General features: G+C 40.3%; 22 protein-coding genes and 1 pseudogene. 15 read left to right on the top strand and 8 right to left on the bottom strand.

The window, feature by feature from the left end; all coding sequences use genetic code 11:
- Positions 1 to 23: 23 nt before the first annotated feature.
- Positions 24 to 809: an RNA polymerase sigma factor SigF gene (locus V7K97_RS17635; RefSeq protein ID WP_334802332.1), complete on the top strand. Its 786-nt coding sequence runs from the start codon at positions 24 to 26 to the stop codon at positions 807 to 809.
- A gap of 137 nt (positions 810 to 946) precedes the next feature.
- Here V7K97_RS17635 and V7K97_RS17630 read toward each other — a convergent pair whose 3' ends face one another.
- The 3 genes from V7K97_RS17630 to V7K97_RS17620 form a co-directional block, all read right to left on the bottom strand.
- Positions 947 to 1,573 carry a Uma2 family endonuclease gene (locus tag V7K97_RS17630; protein WP_334802306.1) on the bottom strand — a complete coding sequence of 209 codons (627 nt, stop codon included), beginning with the start codon at positions 1,571 to 1,573 and terminating at the stop codon, positions 947 to 949.
- Positions 1,574 to 1,810: 237 nt separating this feature from the next.
- Complete coding sequence (bchD, locus tag V7K97_RS17625; protein ID WP_334802305.1) at positions 1,811 to 3,844, bottom strand: magnesium chelatase ATPase subunit D; 2,034 nt, start codon at positions 3,842 to 3,844, stop codon at positions 1,811 to 1,813.
- A 9-nt stretch (positions 3,845 to 3,853) separates the two neighbouring features.
- A complete protein-coding gene (locus V7K97_RS17620; RefSeq protein ID WP_334802335.1) occupies positions 3,854 to 4,036 on the bottom strand; it encodes a hypothetical protein in 183 nt (60 codons plus the stop codon).
- On the opposite strand from V7K97_RS17620, the pseudogene V7K97_RS17615 reads away from it, so the two are divergent.
- From V7K97_RS17615 to rnc, 5 genes and pseudogenes are all read left to right on the top strand, one after another.
- Positions 3,965 to 4,314: pseudogene (locus V7K97_RS17615) on the top strand (hypothetical protein). The gene V7K97_RS17620 and the pseudogene V7K97_RS17615 sit on opposite strands and share 72 nt — an antisense overlap.
- A gap of 111 nt (positions 4,315 to 4,425) precedes the next feature.
- Entirely contained in the window at positions 4,426 to 5,034 is a 609-nt protein-coding gene (locus tag V7K97_RS17610) for a hypothetical protein (protein WP_334802304.1), read from the top strand.
- A gap of 144 nt (positions 5,035 to 5,178) precedes the next feature.
- Positions 5,179 to 5,394, top strand: a complete 216-nt coding sequence (locus V7K97_RS17605; RefSeq protein ID WP_334802303.1) for a hypothetical protein — start codon at positions 5,179 to 5,181, stop codon at positions 5,392 to 5,394.
- A gap of 59 nt (positions 5,395 to 5,453) precedes the next feature.
- Positions 5,454 to 5,831 carry an HNH endonuclease gene (locus V7K97_RS17600; protein ID WP_334802302.1) on the top strand — a complete coding sequence of 126 codons (378 nt, stop codon included), beginning with the start codon at positions 5,454 to 5,456 and terminating at the stop codon, positions 5,829 to 5,831.
- A gap of 88 nt (positions 5,832 to 5,919) precedes the next feature.
- Positions 5,920 to 6,609: a ribonuclease III gene (gene rnc, locus V7K97_RS17595; protein WP_334802301.1), complete on the top strand. Its 690-nt coding sequence runs from the start codon at positions 5,920 to 5,922 to the stop codon at positions 6,607 to 6,609.
- A gap of 457 nt (positions 6,610 to 7,066) precedes the next feature.
- Here rnc and V7K97_RS17590 read toward each other — a convergent pair whose 3' ends face one another.
- Genes V7K97_RS17590 through V7K97_RS17575 form a run of 4 tightly spaced genes read right to left on the bottom strand, consistent with a single transcriptional unit; the run spans position 7,067 to position 8,410 of the window.
- A complete protein-coding gene (locus tag V7K97_RS17590) occupies positions 7,067 to 7,474 on the bottom strand; it encodes a hypothetical protein (protein ID WP_334802300.1) in 408 nt (135 codons plus the stop codon).
- On the bottom strand, positions 7,471 to 7,635 hold the full coding sequence (locus V7K97_RS17585; RefSeq protein ID WP_334802299.1) for a hypothetical protein: 165 nt from the start codon (positions 7,633 to 7,635) through the stop codon (positions 7,471 to 7,473). Before V7K97_RS17585 ends, V7K97_RS17590 begins: the two co-directional genes overlap by 4 nt.
- On the bottom strand, positions 7,632 to 8,141 hold the full coding sequence (locus V7K97_RS17580) for a hypothetical protein (RefSeq protein ID WP_334802298.1): 510 nt from the start codon (positions 8,139 to 8,141) through the stop codon (positions 7,632 to 7,634). Before V7K97_RS17580 ends, V7K97_RS17585 begins: the two co-directional genes overlap by 4 nt.
- Positions 8,051 to 8,410 carry a 4-Cys prefix domain-containing protein gene (locus tag V7K97_RS17575; protein WP_334802297.1) on the bottom strand — a complete coding sequence of 120 codons (360 nt, stop codon included), beginning with the start codon at positions 8,408 to 8,410 and terminating at the stop codon, positions 8,051 to 8,053. Before V7K97_RS17575 ends, V7K97_RS17580 begins: the two co-directional genes overlap by 91 nt.
- A gap of 402 nt (positions 8,411 to 8,812) precedes the next feature.
- Here V7K97_RS17575 and V7K97_RS17570 point away from each other — a divergent pair, with 402 nt between their 5' ends.
- Positions 8,813 to 9,121: an NIL domain-containing protein gene (locus V7K97_RS17570; protein ID WP_334802296.1), complete on the top strand. Its 309-nt coding sequence runs from the start codon at positions 8,813 to 8,815 to the stop codon at positions 9,119 to 9,121.
- 84 nt (positions 9,122 to 9,205) lie between these two features.
- Here the strand turns inward: V7K97_RS17570 and V7K97_RS17565 are convergent, their stop codons facing one another.
- Positions 9,206 to 9,883 (bottom strand): response regulator transcription factor, encoded by a 678-nt coding sequence (locus tag V7K97_RS17565; protein ID WP_012407592.1) that lies wholly within the window; start codon positions 9,881 to 9,883, stop codon positions 9,206 to 9,208.
- A 1,093-nt stretch (positions 9,884 to 10,976) separates the two neighbouring features.
- Between V7K97_RS17565 and groES the strand changes: the two genes are divergently transcribed.
- From groES to V7K97_RS17525, 8 genes are all read left to right on the top strand, one after another.
- On the top strand, positions 10,977 to 11,288 hold the full coding sequence (gene groES, locus V7K97_RS17560) for a co-chaperone GroES (protein ID WP_334802295.1): 312 nt from the start codon (positions 10,977 to 10,979) through the stop codon (positions 11,286 to 11,288).
- A gap of 156 nt (positions 11,289 to 11,444) precedes the next feature.
- Positions 11,445 to 13,079 carry a chaperonin GroEL gene (groL, locus tag V7K97_RS17555; protein ID WP_334802294.1) on the top strand — a complete coding sequence of 545 codons (1,635 nt, stop codon included), beginning with the start codon at positions 11,445 to 11,447 and terminating at the stop codon, positions 13,077 to 13,079.
- 125 nt (positions 13,080 to 13,204) lie between these two features.
- Positions 13,205 to 13,621 carry a hypothetical protein gene (locus V7K97_RS17550; protein ID WP_334802293.1) on the top strand — a complete coding sequence of 139 codons (417 nt, stop codon included), beginning with the start codon at positions 13,205 to 13,207 and terminating at the stop codon, positions 13,619 to 13,621.
- Between the two features lie 12 nt (positions 13,622 to 13,633).
- Positions 13,634 to 15,415 (top strand): ParA family protein, encoded by a 1,782-nt coding sequence (locus V7K97_RS17545; RefSeq protein WP_334802292.1) that lies wholly within the window; start codon positions 13,634 to 13,636, stop codon positions 15,413 to 15,415.
- On the top strand, positions 15,402 to 15,752 hold the full coding sequence (locus V7K97_RS17540) for a hypothetical protein (RefSeq protein ID WP_334802291.1): 351 nt from the start codon (positions 15,402 to 15,404) through the stop codon (positions 15,750 to 15,752). Before V7K97_RS17545 ends, V7K97_RS17540 begins: the two co-directional genes overlap by 14 nt.
- Before the next feature lie 66 nt (positions 15,753 to 15,818).
- Positions 15,819 to 16,757: an SPL family radical SAM protein gene (locus V7K97_RS17535; RefSeq protein WP_334802290.1), complete on the top strand. Its 939-nt coding sequence runs from the start codon at positions 15,819 to 15,821 to the stop codon at positions 16,755 to 16,757.
- Entirely contained in the window at positions 16,750 to 18,036 is a 1,287-nt protein-coding gene (locus tag V7K97_RS17530; protein ID WP_334802289.1) for a photosystem II assembly protein, read from the top strand. The genes V7K97_RS17535 and V7K97_RS17530 overlap by 8 nt, the downstream gene beginning before the upstream one ends.
- Before the next feature lie 74 nt (positions 18,037 to 18,110).
- Complete coding sequence (locus tag V7K97_RS17525; protein WP_334802288.1) at positions 18,111 to 18,950, top strand: urease accessory protein UreD; 840 nt, start codon at positions 18,111 to 18,113, stop codon at positions 18,948 to 18,950.
- Positions 18,951 to 18,986: the final 36 nt, after the last annotated feature.

Raw genomic sequence — 18,986 nt, 5'->3', positions numbered from 1 at the left:
GGAGTTACAACAAAGGAATGTATATGGCAACAAGTGAATCCTATTTACGATCTGATGGTATAGAATTATTACACTTGTACCACCAGAATCCTTCTATTAAACTTCGTAATAAACTTGTACAGTTACATACTGGCTTAGTGCGGAAGATGGCTCATAAATTTAGCCATCAATGCAATGAACCTTATGAAGATTTAGAACAAATCGGTTATTTTGGCTTGATTAGGGCAATTGAGCGTTTCGACCCTAGCCAAGGATATGCTTTTAGTTCCTTTGCAGTGCCATACATTCGCGGTGAGATGCTGCACTTTTTGCGCGATCGCAGTACTCTATTAAAAATTCCCCGCCGTTGGCAAGAATTATACAATGAAGGCCAAAAGATTCGCAAGGACTTGTCAATGTCTTTAGGTCGCCCACCCAAGGATGCTGAAATTGCTGACCAACTTCGGGTATCTGTGCAAGAATGGCAAGAAACCAAGTTAGCCGCTCAAAACCGGATGCCTTTGAGTTTAGATGCAACCGCAGTTAACTATGTTGATTGTCAAATAACCTTAGGTGAGGCACTTCCTTGTCCTCGTTCTCATGTGCTTCTGCAACAAGAAGAAGAACGCCAACAACTCCAAGGCGCGATAAATATGTTGGAAGAAAAGCCCCGTATGGCAGTTGAAATGGTATTTTTGAAGGAACTTTCTCGCAAGGATGCAGCTAAAAATATTGGCACAAGTCCAATGACAGTAACGCGCTATCTGCAAAAGGGAATTCAAGATTTGATTTGCTATTTGCAACCACAGGTAATGCCCACTGGATCGTAGTCATTTGAGGGAGATGAGAAAGTAGGGGGAGATGAGGGAGAACAGTACAAGAGTTATTAAAGATCATAAGGATTTAGAAGTTTATAAAATGGCTTTTGATTCGGCCATGATAATTTTTGAACTATCAAAAATTGCAACTATCCGGTATATCCACCTGCTTGAAAAATCTGTTCGGCGGTTAAATTTAACTCTGGGAAAGCAGACGAGATGATGCAATCGCTGCCTCGAAACTGCCTGATTTGGTATTCTCCTTCAATTAACGAGTAAACCCAGATAGTTGGTTGTTTGGGATTGCCTATAAACCGCTTACCACCTAAAGCTGCATAATCTACAATCCAGTATTCGGGAATGCCTACTGCCTCATAGTCAGCTACTTTTTTTAAATAATCATCTCTCCAGTTGGTACTTACCACTTCAATTACTAAGGGAATTGATGCTGCTTGGCTTACAGTCGATTCTTTTTTCCACAGAGGTTCATTTACTAAATTAGTCCGATTTAATATCAGCACATCTGGAGAATAAGCTGATTGACCTGACAATGGTTTAATGAACGCCGTTTTGGGAAGGAGGTAGGGAAGTTTTAGCCTCTTAATTTCGGCAGATATTTCTAGTGCCAAAAATCCAACGACCTCTTCATGGTCGCCTGTTGGTGGTGCCATCTCAACAATTACTCCATCATGCAGTTCATAACGTTGTTGTAGGTTTTCTGGATACCAAGCGATAAATTCATCGAATGTTACTAGTTTACGTAAGGCTTGAATCATAATTTATTGTCCCCCTGGTACTGCTTTATCAACTGAGTTAACCGCGAAATGTGCCACAGGGATACTCCCCGGTGGACACTTTCGCGCTCTTTGTACCCTGGAGTTTCTTCGGTTAACCGGATTGAGTTTGCTGTTAAGTGCAACTACATGAATATTGAAATAGGTCGATAATTATATGGTACATACAACCAAGTTCTCAGCAGTCTAGTACATATAATTAACAAACCATCACCTTAGCTAACGAGATTTTAAATCAGCGATCGCACCTTTGGTCATGGCAGCAATAGCTTGGTCTGTCGCTTTCGGCAAATGATAATATTTACCTCCTGCTGTTTGCGATAATTCTTTAGCAAAACCCGTGGACACAAATTTACTTTCCGTATCAATTACTAATAGTTGCATCCCTAAAGCCCGGATTCTGGCAGCAATTTCTAATAATTCTCCTTTGATATCTGGCTTTTCGCCTGGTTCTAGCTGTTCACCCAAAGAACGCGCTAAGGGAATATTACCCCGTCCATCGGTGATTGCGACAAGGACAACTTGCCCAATATCTCCACTCATCTGAGCATTTAAGCCGACGCGCACAGCTTGAGTTAAACCATGTGCTAAAGGCGAACCCCCACCACAAGGCAATCTTTCTAAGCGGTTACGCGCTAAAGCAATAGAACGTGTTGGAGGCAATAATACCTCTGCTTGTTCTCCCCGAAAGGGAATTAATGCTATTTGGTCGCGGTTTTGATAAGCTTCAGTCAACAGTTGCATTACCGCACCTTTAGCCGATTGCATTCGATTCAGGGCCATTGAGCCAGAAGCATCTACTACAAATACTACCAACGCCCCGGCTTTGCGTACCAGGCGTTTCGAGCGAATATCAGCTTGTTCAACAATAACTTTTCTATCTGGGTGTCTTTCTCTTCGTGATTTTTGATAAGGAGCTGCAGCTCTCAAGGTAGCATCTACTGCAATGCGTCGCGCTTTCCCCTTGGGCAACATTGGCTTAATGTAACGTCCCCTGTCATCGGAAAATATGACACTGCGACTACCAGATTTACCTTGCCGCTTCGCCATTTGAGTAAAGTAAAGCACGTTGTCATCAAGAATTACCCCTTCTGGATCAAAAATGAATTCTTCCGGGATGCTAGGGGGTTCTTGCTCTTGATTTTCTTCCTGTTCTTCTTGTTCTTCTTCTTCTTCTTCTGATTCGTCCTGGGGTTCTTCTTGATTCTGTTGTGGCGGCGGTGGAGGCGGTGGTGGTGCTTGATCTGGTGGTGGTGTCTGTACAACTGTGGCGCGTGGTACAATCACCAATTCCACCGCACGGCGCAAATCTTCGGCATTAACTGTTGTTCGTCCCTCCAAAGCCGCCGCAGCTTTAGCAACCCGCGTGGCGAATAACTCGGCGCGATGTCCCTGAACTCCGCCACGAATGGCCTCATCTACTAAGTAAGCAATTTGTTCATGGGTGATGATAACTTCTTTCAACCATTCCCGCGCCAAGATGATTTGGGTTTTCAGGGAGTCTAAATCTTCGTTGTACTGTTTGAGGAAGTCTTGGGGAGATTTAGAATAAGCGATCGCCACTTCAACTGCTTCTACTCTTTGATCTAAGCCGAGTACACCGTCAGCAGAAAGGGCGATCGCAATTCTATCTAGCAAATGCTCCCGTAATCCGCCTTCTTCTGGGTTGTAGGTGGCAATAAATAGCGATTTACACGGATGCTGAAAACTAATCCCTTCCCGTTCAATCTGGTTGCGTCCGTCAGATAATACTGTTAAAAGCTGATTTGATATTTGGTCATCTAATAAATTAATTTCATCTACGTACAGTACACCCCGGTTGGCTGTAGCGAGTAAACCGGGCTGAAAAATCGTATCACCTTGTTTTACCGACTTTTCCACATCCACGGAACCGAGGAGTCGGTCTTCTGTGATACCTAGAGGAATTTGCAAAAAAGGTGCAGGAATGATTTCGACGGGAACATCTTCAATGGCTTTGTCTGCGTACTCCGCCAACAGTTGATCGTCCCATTCTTCTGGGTGGTTGGGGTCGCAATTACTGATTGAGCCTTTGACAACTTCAATGGGCGGTAGGAGAGCGTGGATAGCACGAGCCATCACAGATTTTGCCGTACCGCGACGACCTGCGATCGCCACTCCTCCCAAACCAGGATCAACTGCGGCTAACAGCAAGGCTAATTTAATTGCTTCTTGACCGACTACGGCACTCAAGGGAAAGGCAGTGATGGTGGGATTGATAGTAGGCGCAGGCATTGTTTGCTTTCATAGCGAGTCTTGGCCTTTAGCATACCAATTTCTGACACATTTAGAATATAAGTGCGATCGCCTCCGACGGGCGATTGTGCGATCGCATTTCCCTTGAGAGGATAATTTATGAGTATTGCTCAGGCTAAACGCTTCACACTGGATGAATATCACAGGCTTACTGAATTGGGCTTTTTCCATGAAGATGACCACATTGAATTAATCAATGGGGAGCTTATGACCAAGATGTGAAAATACCTCTCTATGCCAAAGCAGGTATTACTGATTATTGGATATTCAATTTATTCGATAATTATTTGGAAGCTTACAGTGAGCCATATCAGGATAATCAAGGTAAATATGGTTACTTAAATAAGCGAATTTTCTTGTCAAATCAGATAATAAATTTCCCCTGCTTCGCTGATTTATCTCTGGATTTAGTTCTGACTTTTCACGGTATGTGGAAAACCTCTCTCTAAATCTCTCTCCTAAAAGGAGAGAGACTTTGAATTTTCCCCCTTCCCGTCGCGGGAAGGGGGTTAGGGGGTTAAGTTTTTCGTGGGCTTTTCTAAGACTAAGGATTAAGTTTTATGGCTTATAGTGATTTTAAACTTATTGAAGTTATTGATTCTTTTGGGTTAGTTATCCATGAGTCATCTGGACTATTCGCAAACGTACAAGAACAAGAATATAGTGATTTATTATCTACTATTCTTAGGGAAAATGTAGATTTAGCAGTAGCGATAAGTTCAGAAAAAGCTCGTAGTGAAATGATAATTAGTCCAATTTTGTTAGAAATTAGACGCAAATTTAATTATGAAATAAGCTTTTTCTCTGGAGTTGATTTTACTGTTGATAGCCAGCGAGGATTAAACGGCTTTTGTGATTTTATTTTAAGTCTTTCTTCAGAGCAGTTGCTTGTACGTAGTCCGGTAATTGTCATAGTAGAAAGTAAAAATGAAAATTTGAGGTCTGGTTTAGCCCAATGTATTGCTGAAATGGTAGCTGCTCAGTTATTTAACGAGAGAGGTGGAAATCAAATCAAAGCTATATATGGTGCTGTTACTATCGGTACTATCTGGCAGTTTCTCAAACTTGAAGGTAATGTAGTTTCCATTGATTTGAGTGAATATTATATTAAGGATATTAAGAAAATTTTAGGTATTTTGTATGGTGCGATCGCGCAAAGTAAGCCATAAATTATTTATTAGCTAAAATATTATTTAACTATAGCGAGTGTTACGGTAAGCCATATCAGGATATTCGATGTAGATATGGGTATTTAAACAAGAAAGTTATCTAAGCAAATCAGGTGATATGCTTAGATAATTTTTTCCTGATTTGTGTTTCGACTTAGATCGGGCGTTTCTGCCAACGGCGTTGGCTTTGCCAAGGTGGTAAGTAAAAAATTTAGCCGGCATCCCTTGACATTACGTAAACTTTTGGTTTATATTCACTATCAAGGCAAAAAAACTAAGCTAGCAGATAAAGTTAGTGGCCGCGTCTATAAAAGTCATCAACCGTTTAATGAGCGTAATAGTCATTATTATTTACGCTAATTTTACGGCTAAGGGTTTTTGTGCTGTACGCGCCCTTTAACTTGCAATGGGTGAAACTCATGAAGTTTTCACTGATTGTAGGCATAAGCGTTGTTATGGGAATTCCTAACTATAAATTCCTATCTAAAACTCTAGATTTATGCTGGATAGCTGATGTTCTTTTGCTTTTGCAAACAAAAAGCAAAACGAAACTAAAGCAAATGAATTCTAAGCAGAAGTACAACAAGAAGCAGCAACTTATTGATTTGTATGGTCATAACTGTTGGTGGTGTGGTCATTATATAACAACAGATAAAGTGACCATTGAACATCTTTTTCCTAAAAGTCGTGGCGGTTCCAATTCTTTAGAAAACCTAAGACTAGCTTGTTTAACTTGCAATCGGTCCCGTGGAAATAGTCTGTTTCCACCTGGTTGGAAAAAGGCTAATTGTGTCTAAATAATACCTGAATTTTCTCAGTTCTTACCTTGTGGGATGGGCATCCTGCCCGCCCTTCTATTCAATTCACAAATAAAATAATCGTAAAATGCATGAAATTTTGATTTTCAAAAATGAAAAACTTTTGCGACAAGGACTTACCCACCGTTCTTATGTCAACGAACATCCTGGAGAAGGGGAACATAACGAACGCCTAGAGTTTCTCGGTGATGCTATCCTAAATTTCTTAAGCGGTGAATATCTCTATAAAAAGCATGGAGAAAAGGGAGAAGATGAATTAACACGGCGGCGTTCGGCGTTGGTAGATGAGAAGCAATTAGCAAAGTTTGCCAAGGAGGTTGGTTTAGACTTTAGGATGCGGTTAGGAATAGGTGCGATTCGAGACGGAGGCTACCAAAATCCCAATTTACTTAGCAGTACCTTTGAAGCTGTTCTTGGTGCTTACTATTTAGACAATGGTTCTGATATTGGAAAAGTTCGCGCAATTGTAGAACCACTATTTGATTCTGTACCTGAGAATATTGTTGTGTCTCGCTCTAATGTAGACTCAAAAAATCGCTTTCAGGAATGGGTGCAAAGCAGGGGTATCACGATTCCTCCGATATATAAGACAATACAAATAGGTGGTGAATCTCACACACCAGAGTTCAACTCTAAGGTATTTGTGGATGGACACGAAGAAGCATTTGGAACTGGTAATGGACGCAATAAAAAAGATGCAGAAAAAGCTGCTGCTGAAGATGCGCTAGCTAAGTTGAAAAAACAAGGTTTGTTATAAAGTTTATGGGTTCAGAAATTTTGAGAATCAGAGTCCCCTACTTCTAACCAGTTATTAATTATCAGTGAACAGTTAACAATGATAACTGATTTCAATCCCAGGGCAAACGCATCTAAATTACTCTTGATCACAACGAAGGTTAAGAACCAACGAAAAAATCTTTCCTTTCGCGTTTAATTATTTTTTAAGCCCCAAAGCGATCGCCTAAATTTTTCGCAATAAGTAAGAGTTAATGACATTATTTTTAACTCTATTGAGAATAGACTTTACTTATTGACATGATGCGGCCCCTCTGGGGTTAGGGGTTGTTTGAAAAGTGGTTGACAATTTTAGGCACTGATTGATCCCCCCTAACCCAAATCCGTCTGCGCGGACTAATAAAAAACTTCAAACCCGCGATCGCGGGTTTTGCTTGTATAGTCGCGTATTTGGTATTTTATAAAGCGATTAGTTAAAATTAAGATTTTTGAATCTCCTCTTGTAAAACTTGAACCTGCTCAATAGATAATTCAGTAACTTGAGCAATTTGTTCTAAACTCATTGCAATTCGCAACAAATTTAAAGCCAACTTTCTTGTTGTTTCTGCTTTACCTTTGGCTTCGCCTTTAGCTTCGCCTTTAGCTTCACCTTCTTCTAGGATTTGTTGATAAATGACTGATTCGCGCATAATCTCACTCCTTAAAATCTTGCTAATTACATCTTTCTTTAAGACCAGACCTGCTAAAATGCCAGTGGCAGCAGCTATATTTCTTTGTAGCTGGCGATCGCTAATTGCTTCAACTGCTTTGGCTACTTGGGTTAATACCATTGTAGGATCGTTTGTCTGACTCAGCACGGCAAAGGGTAATAGACCTGGAATACTCATAAACTGTAATAGTTAGAAGAAAGTACATTTTCTTGGCAGCTTTTCGCTACCTGAGCTAGTCTATTCATATTTACCTGTGCATCACTTCTCATTGGTGTTAATAACAAAGCCGAGCTAGTTACCACCAAAGCTATTAAGCTTTTAACTGTGAAATTTATCATTGATTTCTTTCTCTTATCACAGCTTCTAACTGCTCTCTTTCTGTTCTAACAGCAGCTTCTTTTTTAACAGCCGCTTGTCTCTCATCCTCCGCTTTTAAAGCAGCCTGAAGTTTTTGTTTTTCTATCTCCTCTATTTGAGCTTGTTCGGTTTTTACTTTGTCAGATGTAGGCAAAGTTAAAGGACTTATTGTAGGTTGAGATTTAACAACTAATGGGATTTCACGAATTCGGGTAACTGGACTAGGAATAGCTACCGGAACATTTTCTACAGGAGAAACCAAAACCGGATTTTTGGTGTTTGGTTGACTAATAACCGCAATAACAACAGCAAAATGTCCCAATCCTAAACCGATGAGAAGTTGCCAAAGTTTTTGGCTTTTCTGAGTCTGGCTAGAAGACGCATTGACTGATTTAGCTACACTGACTGATAGAGTAGCAACAGAACTAGATGACGCAGCAGATTTAGACCCATTAGTTGATTGAATTGCCGTTTTTTGCCATAGCATTTTGCACTGTTTAGCTGACTCAAAACCTTTGCTTCCTGCTGAAACAGTTCAATGGCTTTGGGGTTATTCTCAGTCAGCACTTTTAAGACTTTAGTTTTCCCACACTCGTCAACTTCAAAAGTGTTACCAAAGCCACCTTGTCCTAGTTGCTTGAGTACCCGATAGCGACCTTGCAACAGGATTTCTGACCCACAGTTACGGCAAATAAGGTTGTTTGCATTCACTGGGTCAATAGGTTTTGGACAATGGGGATTTATACAATAGGTCATTACACAAAAGTAAATATCCTAAAAAATCGATTTTTATTGATATTTAAACAGAGGGCTAAATCTATAAGGTTCTATTAATAGAGTTCCCTGAAACTTTGACAAAGTAACATATATAGCAGTTATCACTTCAGTATTAAATCTCATACATAATAAATTAGGGCTACAACAATTGTTGTAACCCCACAGATTGGCTATATTAAATCTGCTCGAAAAGCACTATACAATAACAATTAACCTCATAACTACCGGATTATGAGGAATTCTTCATATTTACTACATTTAGATTAATGGTTTGCTAAGGCAAATACTTTCTTGCTTGCCTGCGTGGGATAAGTGACGCTAGTGTTAAAAGAAATCATCCAAAGCGAAACCCCCATCCCAGAAGTCGAGTAAGAAGCTAGAATGGCAATTCCAAATAAACAAGTAAAATCCAATACAGATATTTTAGATAATAGACGCACCCAAACTCGCATCCAGGTTCGCATTCCTAAAGACTTGCATGAGGAACCAGTCATTTCACGACTGGTTTCTCACTATGGCATTACAGTCATTATTGCTGATGCTCAGGTCAGCCCAAACGTGCCACAATATAGCTGCTTCGATTTGGAACTGCGAGGTACTGCTTCCCAGATTGAAAGCGCCCTAACTTACCTGGATGAACTGGATTTAGAAGTTTTGCACCAATCCAGCCCTGAAGAAGATGGGTGGTAAATCTTAATTAGGAGTTAGGAGTTACGAGTTAGAAGTTAAAAAATTCATAATTCATAACTCCTAACTTTTAACTCTTAACTTTGTTTAAGCCATTTGATTTTCAATCGCCCACCGCGCTAATTCAGTGCGGTTGTGGAGATTGGTTTTGCCCAACATATTGGACACATGGCTTTCAACCGTGCGCTGACTAACATTTAGTTCTTCAGCAATTTCACGGTTAGCTAAACCCCTAGCGACAAACTGGACTACTTTCAGTTCGGTTGGGGTTAATTGCACATCGAAGGGAACCTGGATACGGGAACCGTTTTCGCCTCCTTTTGCTTGGTGTTCTTTCCAACGGATAGTTTGTTTCAGCGAGGATTCAACTTGGGCTACGAGTTCTTCTGGTTCAAAGGGCTTGACCATATAAACATCAGCACCTTTATTCAGACCCTTAACTCGGTCTGCACTTTGTCCCTTGGCTGAAAGGAAAAGAACCGGAATCCAGCTGGTGCGTTCGTTTTGCCGGACTTGTTCCACAAAAGTATATCCGTCCATTTCCGGCATCATCACGTCGCAGATGATCATGTCTGGAACATCTTGCTCTAAAATTTCCAGAGCTTCACGTCCATTTTCGGCGGTGATGACTTCATATCCCCGGAATTCTAAGTAATCCTTCACCAGCAAGATGAGGTTAGGGTCATCATCAATCAATAGAAGTCGTTTGTGATCTTTCATGCTGGGCTCTTTCATAGCAGTGGCACTTGTCGCGCTTCGGTCCATCAAAGTCTTGAATATTTATCCTCTGTGGTGGGTTATCTGAGATGTTGTCCTTTTTCCTACTTAACTTGCCTTTGCTGTCTCGAAGTCTTAAAAATGCCGAGCATTTTCAATAGACTAGTAGCTCGATAGCAAAAGTCCAGCAAGGATACGTATAGCAGTAGTATCTATAATGCGCTATTATATATCGCATTGAAAGGGGCGGGCGAGAAAACACTGATAAAATAATAATCCTTCTGACTCACAAGTAAGTATTGGCTTAAAGATGACCCTACCTCAAAACCAACCCGCACTTTCTTTAAGCTTACTGCTATACCATATCCTTCGGTTGTTAAGCCTCTATGAGGTGTTCACAAGAAACTAGGGAAGTTTCTGGCATAGGGTGGGTTAAAAACGCATATTTTTCAACCACCATTATGCGTATTTAAGTGTTCTCGGACGATCCGCAGGGTAACTTCCGGTTTGCTTGGCGATACCAGACACCATCAGGGTAAACCACCATTATGGGTCTAGAACAAGAAACACGCAAGTAATTGGCTTTAGTTCTAGAGACGTAAATGGGATAACTCTGTTGCGGCTCATTGAGTTTTAACTCCTAAGTCGCTTTTTAAGTGTTCCCAGGATTCCAGACTAGCTCGTTTTGAGCAGCAATTAGCAATTATCTGGTCAGCGCAAATAAAAATATGTCGCTGATTTTTTGCAATTTCTAAACTTTCTACACAATTACTCAGGGTCTTATGTTTTAGAGAGTTAGAGGTTTTGGGGATTTGATGGCTGGACTGGATCACTCTATTGTTACTCATCGAGCGGCTCCCTGATTACAGTTCCATAACAAATAAAAGGGGAGTAGGGAATGGGGAATGGGGAATGGGGAAGAATTCTCATAACTCCCTACTCCCTACTCACCACTCCCTACTCTCTTCGTAACTTACGGAACAGAACCCGCAAGGTATAACTAATTAAGCATTTATACTTAAGTAAATCTCTGACTCTGTAGTTCGGGAACCCGTACTACAGGGATTCTTGCCATTGGATGCTAATTTTCGGTAGATTAGCACTCAGGAGTTGAGAGTGCTAAACTCTGGAGAAAATAATTATGGCTGCTTTATCTCTAAGCGTTTCTACAGTTAAACCTTTAGGCGATCGCGTTTTCATTAAAGTGAGCGCCCCTGAAGAAAAGACCGCAGGCGGTTTGTATTTACCCGACAATGCCCAAGAAAAGCCCCAAGTAGGGGAAGTAGTTGCTCTTGGCCCTGGCAAGCGTAACGACGACGGCAGCCGTCAGGAATTGGACATTAAAGTTGGCGATAAGGTGCTGTACTCCAAGTACGCTGGCACCGACATCAAACTCGGCACCGAAGAATATGTACTGCTTTCTGAAAAAGATATTTTAGCAGTCGTTATCTAGTGGGGAATGGGGAATAGGGAATAGGGAACAGGAAATAGGGAACAGGGAATGTCAGAAATAAAGACAATGCCCAATGCCCAATGCCCGATGCCCAATGCCCAATGCCCAATACCCAATTCAAGAAAAAATTGACCTAATCCCTGGATTTAGACACCTATGGCAAAGCGCATTATCTACAACGAAAACGCCCGTCGCGCCTTGGAACGAGGCATTGACATCCTGGCTGAGGCTGTAGCTGTTACCCTTGGCCCCAAAGGTCGTAACGTAGTTCTAGAAAAGAAATTTGGCGCACCGCAAATTGTTAACGACGGTGTAACGATCGCCAAAGAAATTGAATTAGAAGATCATATTGAAAACACTGGTGTAGCTCTGATTCGTCAAGCTGCTTCTAAGACCAATGATGCTGCGGGCGATGGCACCACAACTGCTACCGTTTTAGCTCATGCGATCGTCAAAGAAGGCTTGCGGAACGTTGCAGCCGGTGCTAACGCGATTTCGCTGAAGCGCGGGATTGACAAAGCTACTGCCTTCCTAGTAGAGAAAATCAAAGAACACGCCCGTCCAGTGGAAGATTCCAAAGCCATTGCCCAAGTTGGTGCGATCTCGGCTGGTAATGACGAAGAAGTTGGTCAGATGATTGCCCAAGCAATGGACAAGGTGGGCAAGGAAGGCGTAATTTCCCTAGAAGAAGGGAAATCTATGTTCACCGAGTTGGAAATCACTGAAGGGATGCGCTTTGACAAAGGCTACATCTCTCCTTATTTCGCTACCGACGCTGAACGGATGGAAGCGGTTTTTGATGAGCCTTTCATACTGCTGACCGATAAGAAAATCGCTTTGGTACAAGACCTTGTGCCAGTGTTAGAGCAAGTAGCTCGTGCTGGTCGTCCTTTGGTGATTATCGCCGAAGATATTGAAAAAGAAGCTTTGGCAACCTTGGTAGTAAACCGTTTACGCGGTGTACTCAACGTGGCTGCTGTTAAGGCTCCTGGCTTTGGCGATCGCCGCAAAGCACTACTAGAAGACATCGCTGTTTTAACTGGTGGTCAACTAATTACCGAAGATGCTGGTCTGAAGCTAGATAACACCAAGCTGGATAGCCTGGGTAAAGCTCGCCGAATCACCATTACCAAGGACAGCACCACAATTGTTGCCGAAGGTAACGAAGCTGCGGTTAAGGCTCGTGTCGAACAGATTCGTCGTCAAATAGATGAAACCGAATCTTCTTACGACAAAGAGAAATTACAAGAGCGTCTTGCTAAACTCTCCGGTGGTGTTGCTGTAGTGAAAGTGGGTGCAGCGACCGAAACCGAAATGAAAGACAAGAAATTGCGCCTAGAAGACGCTATCAATGCTACTAAAGCTGCTGTGGAAGAAGGTATCGTTCCTGGTGGTGGTACAACTCTGGCTCACCTTGCTCCTGAATTGGAAGTTTGGGCAAAGAGCAATCTTAAAGATGAAGAGTTGATTGGTGCGTTGATTGTCGTTCGCGCCTTACCTGCACCTCTGAAGCGGATTGCTGAAAACGCCGGTCAGAATGGTGCTGTGATCGCTGAACGCGTGAAAGAGAAAGAATTCAACGTTGGCTACAATGCTGCAACAAACGAATTCGTCGATTTGTTAGAGGCTGGCATTGTTGACCCTGCGAAAGTGACTCGTTCTGCTCTGCAAAACGCTGCTTCGATCGCTGGTATGGTGTTGACAACCGAATGTATTATAGTTGACAAGCCTGAACCTAAGGATGGCGCTCCTGCTGGCGGTGGCGCTGGTGGCGGAGACTTCGATTACTAATACTTTGTAGTCCTCTGTTTGTAAAAACAGCTGCTTCCTTTATGGAGGCGGCTGTTTTTTTTGTGTCAAGATTCAGGTGTTTCAAATGAGAAAATAACGAAATGGAAGATTACTAAGCCGCTTTTATGCAGCGTCACCTTGATACTGAAATATTATGTAGAAAGGAATCGGAAAGAAGAGTAGCCGCTATGCACTTTGGAGGTGTAACCATTGAATGTTTATTAAAAGCAATGATTTTTGCTACCTTACCAAAGGGTGCAACTCAGGAATGGAAGACAGATTCTACTAATCCTGGGCATACTATTACTAATCCGGGACATAGTTACACAGAAGCATTAAATCGGCACAATCGACTTAAATCTAGAATTGCTAATTTTCCTGAAGTGCAAAAATGGCTTACTGAAGTGGAAAATCCAAATAGCCAAAAATTTATAGATATGCGTTATTGTGGCCTTGAGTCTGATGATGAAAGTTACAAACGCTGGTTAAAAGCTTATCGGAGTCTCAAGGGGTGGTTAGAAAAGCAAGCTACTCAACTTTAAAGAGGTGGTCAAATGCAGGAAAGTTGGCAGGTTTTGCTAAAGCAGGAAATTGCAAACCAGTATGTGCATAATTCACAAGAATGGGTTGATTTAAATATTTCCACATCAGGTTTATTGAATTTGACTATTGTCAGCGATCGCTTTATTAATTTATCTATTCCTCAGAGGAAAGAAGAAAGTTTTAATTTACTTAAATCACAAGTTCCTCATTTATCTCCTGGGTTTATTTCCTTATATACGCTTCAAGAAGCAGAATCACTAAATCTTTCAGCACCGCAGGCTTTTAATACAGCTTCAGTAAAAACTTGGCAAGATTTAGCAATTCAAGCAGCAAATCCGCAAAATCAACCTCAACTTCCGCAGCGTGAACCCAGTTTACCCAGAACCGTAACCTTTTATTCCTTTAAAGGAGGAGTAGGTAGAACTACTGCATTAACCCATGTTGCCTCAATTTTGGCAATGCGTGGTCTTAAAGTCGTAGCTGTGGACTTGGATTTAGAAGCACCTGGCTTGAGTACAGCATTCAACCTCAAACCACAACCAAAGTATGGAATAGTTGACTATTTTTATGAGCGTTCCTACTTACCAGAAGGAATAGAACCGAGTATTTCAATTGCAGAAATATTCGGTGAAGTGAGAATACCTAACGCTACAGGCAGATTATTTGTTGTTCCTGCTGGTTGTCTTAATCTTGATTATGTCTCCAAAGTTGATGATCTTCATGCTACTACTATTATTGATGGAGATCAAAATCTTTGGTCTGTTTTCAAACGTGAAATTTACGAACAATTAAAACCTGATATTATCTTAATTGATTCGAGAACTGGAATCAATCAATGGGGAGCTTTATCATTAATTCAAGCAGCTGACGAAGCAATTATATTTCTTTTTCCTAACGAACAAAATAAACAAGGAATAGAACTGCTAATACAATCCCTCCAATGGGTAAAAAATTTATCCATTAATTTTGTTTTTTCTGCTGTTCCTGATGTTACTGAGATTGGTTTGTCGAAAGTAAAACAAATTTGGTACTCATTGCTGAACAGATTAAATACAGTAACAAATGAAAACTATGAAACAGATGAAGATGAGCCAGATTTAGATAATTCTCAAACTCCAATAGAAAAACTTTTAGTAGTCCCTTATCTTTTGCCAATCGCTTTGGCTGATAGTTATCCTGTACAAGGTATACAAGATTACTACACAAAAATTGCTAACTTAATTGATGAAAAAACTGATGAACTCAAACGTAGCAATGTTTTAAATACAATAGATCAGCGTTGGAACATTATTGAAAGTCTGCAATTTCCTGAAGTAAATGCTGCTGACCAAAGACAAGATTTGAATCTACTATTTCAGCGTACTACTGATTTTGAAAGATTTTTAGACGATACAACCTGCCTAATTAGAGGGCGAAAAGGCACAGGAAAAACTGGACTTTATTGGCTTTTTCTAAAACACAAAAATGTTGCTCAAAAACTAGCTCATGGACGGTTGGATAAGACTATATTTTTATCAGCACATGGTAGATTCCAAAAAAGTCGCCCATCTCGTGATGAATTCCAAATCATCCATCAAAATTTGCAGCATAATAGTGGCACATGGGAAGCTTTCTGGAGAGCTTATTTACTGCTGAGATGTCATCATGAAAATTTATTTAATTTTCCTAAAGGTAAAAAAGGTGCAAAGTTTAGTGAACTGAAAAAAATTATTAATAATTTACCTATAGAAAGATGGCAGTCTGAATGCACTCAAGCGTTGCTATTATTATCTACTAACTGTGGTATGGAATAACCGCGATCAAGAAGATGCATTCACTATAGAATATAGCCGAATAGTCCGCGAAGCATCTAACAATCACCCAGCAGAATCTCGAATGCAGTCGGTAGAAGCCCTGTTAGTAACTCCCTATTTTATTAATATCCACGAATATAATTTTACTTATAGGCAACAGTTAGATTTAACTGGGCTTATTGGAAGAGCAATGAGTGTTTCTTATTTGCCGCATGAAGGCTCGGCATACGAACAGCTTATTGATAATTTTCAAGAATTATATCAGCACTTTCGTGATGAAAGTGGTTTTGTGTATATGGTCTATCGCACTAGCGTACATCTTGGTGAAGTAATTTAAAAATAAAAATGGGAATCATAAGAAGTAGGGTGCGTTAATTCACTCTCAATAAATATCAGGATTCACATGGCACAACCAAAATATGAAGGTTATTGCGAATGCACTCCTACAAAATTAGTCCGAGAAAAATTTGGAGATGTTAATGTTTTTGCACAAAATGCGAAATCACTCTTAACAAAAGCTACTGGTTTTATTGGTAATTATGATTTTACTCTAAATCCTTACAGGGGATGTCAATACGGTTGTAGTTATTGCTATGCTGCTGCATTTAGCCCCAATGCTCAAATGCGCGAAGACTGGGGTAAATGGGTAATTTTTAAGGAAAATTCTGCTGAAATTTTAGCGAAAGAATTAAAAAAATGGTATGAAAAAAATCCCCAGACTCCTCCTAGTATATACATGAGTAGCGTTACTGATCCTTATCAACCACTTGAGTCTAAACATCAATTGACTCGTCGGTTGTTAGAGGTAATGCTAGATATGGGGATTGACGGTTATCCAACTCCAACTTTGGTGATTCAAACTCGTAGCCCAATTATTACTAGAGATATTGATTATTTACAACGATTTAAGCGATTGCGAATTAATATGAGCATTCCCACTGGGAGCGAATTAGTAAGAAAAGATTTTGAACCGCGATCGCCCAGTATTAAAGCCAGACTAAACGCTATCACTAAAATTAAACAAAGTATTGATTATTTCAAAGGTTTTCTTCCTAAAATATCTATCACTATTACCCCTCTCCTCCCTACTTTCCCAACAGATGAAGCTGCTTTTATTGACAGACTAGCGATCGCCGATAGGGTTGTAATTCAAGCTTTTCATGCAACCCAGAGTCGTTCTCTCATCGCATCAACTCGCCAAGAAGCTGAAGAAATTAAGCAAAAATACGCTTGGTGGTACGAGGATGAGCAATTAAGCTATATGAAATTTAAGGAAAAGTTAGTTTCTCGCCTTGCAGGTGCAGAAATTATGGAAGGTAAAGAGGGATTTGGTTATGAATAATCTTATCATAAATTGGTGGCGAAGTCAGCAGTTTAAATTATCTTTAAAACGCGGGGATATCCGACGTGCAACGCAATTATTGCAAGAGATTCAAAAATCAGGTGCAAGATTCTCATGGTTAGAAAAACTATTTAGGGATAAACTTCAACTTGAACGTTATTCCCAAGAATACAAACGACAAACAGAAACTTTAAGTAAACAATTAACAGAAGTATCAGAGCAAAAAGATGATCTCATATTAATCCCATATGAGGAATTTGTTAAATATATCTATAAGATTTTTAATTTAATACAGCACGATGAATATAAACTACAATCTACTGGAATTGATGAACGTATATTTGATGATTTTGAATCAAAACTAGTTGAATATCTCAAAGAAGAGTTTAATAAGATTCCTGAAAACCAGTTATTTATTAAGCTAGAAGATGCTCTTGAGGATATTAATAACTTAAAAATTGGACAAGACCCAGACTACCGTTTTAGTCTAACTCCTCATGTCTACTTTATGAAGTATTTTTTAGACAATGTATATTGCATATATTTAGCTTGGTTTCTCATTTACCAAGATGCTTTACTACCAAGCAAGGTTAATATCCTTGATATTGCAGCAGGGCCAGGAACAGTTGCTTATGGTTTAGCTTTATTTCTCCAAAGTAGTAGCGGTTTTTTTCATATCCCGCAAATGCACATATCCTACTACTCTTTAGAAAAACAAGATGCTTTCCAGTTTCGTGGACTTCAGTTTTGGCGACGATATATAGAGTCGCGTTTAACCACGGTGAATGCTTATTTCCGCTTTGTTACTACTGATATTTTTACTTGGAAAACTCAATCGAATAATCTACCCAAAGACTTTTTCGACTTTATCGTAATTTCCCACTGCTTTTTTGCAGATCCAGCCAAGAGGGTTGAAGCTAATAATGCTTACAAGCAAATATTTGCCAATAGCTTAAAAAGTTCAGGCTATATTTTAATAATTTTGCAAGATAAGAAGTTATTCAAAATATACGATGTTCATCAACTTGAAAATCAAGAACACGAAAAAAATGTAGTGGAGAAATTTCTGGCAGAATTGGGATTAGAGTTAGTCTGGTATAGATATCTTACCTCAACAGGTTCAAGAATACCTTTGTCCGGTATTGAATTTGGTAAGTTTGCTCGACAAAAATTACCAAAACAACTATATATGAGTCCGATACTCCAACAGTATTTTGGTCAGAAGCATCAGTTACACTATACATTAGATGATTATGTAATCTTGGCTAAAAAATCATGATAAATTGCAGGTAAAGTAGCAGAGAATGTATTAAATAAATATAAGGTATGTGAACTTTAAAGTTGAATTTATAAATGACCTGGAATCCGCAAATAACAGAAGGTTGGCATGGCAAACTTAATTTAGTCTATACCGATCGCCAGGGTAAAACCCAATTAATTTACAATCACCAACAAGCGCCTCTGAAAGTACAACGCCCATTTTATCCAGAAGGGGAAAATGTTTGTCATAGCGTCATTTTACACACGGCTGGGGGAATGGTGGGAGGCGATCGCTTATCCTCTAACATCCACCTCCAAGCCCAAGCCCAAGCCTTAATCACCACGGCGGCTGCAAGCAAGATATACCGCAGCAATGGCTTACAAGCTAGACAAACCATCCAGATGCAAGTTGACGCTGGTGCTTGTTTAGAATGGCTACCGCAAGAGACAATTTTATTTAACGACGCGATTTATCGGCAAGATTTACGGGTAGAATTAGCAACCGGGGGCAGTTGGTTAGGCTGGGAAATTACCCGATTTGGTCGGACTGCTAGAGGAGAAAAATTCTTGCAAGGAGAATGGCGATCGCACACGGAAATTTGGCAAGAAGGTGTTCCTTTGTGGATTGATCGGCAATACTTACCCGGTAGCGAAGACATTTTCCACAGTCCCCACGGCTTGGCTGGAAAACCAATCGTTGGTAGTCTAGTTTGGGTTGGTGGTGCAGTTTCCGCAGAAATTATCGAAAAAACGCGAAATTTATGGCATGGGGAGGGAGAAGCGGGTGTTAGCAGGTTACAACATGGATTATTGTGTCGATATCGCGGTGCTTCTACATCTGAGGTGAGAAACTGGTTTATTGATGTTTGGCAATTGCTGCGAGTTTCTTTTTTGAATCGTGGTAATTGTATACCAAGAGTGTGGCAGGTTTAAACGAACCGCAGAGGCGCAGAGAACACAGAGAGAGGA

Source organism: Nostoc sp. (assembly GCF_036917815.1).
GTDB lineage: Bacteria > Cyanobacteriota > Cyanobacteriia > Cyanobacteriales > Nostocaceae > Nostoc.
The sequence above is the reverse complement of the archived record's forward strand: the minus strand, read 5'-3'. Positions and strand labels throughout refer to the sequence as shown.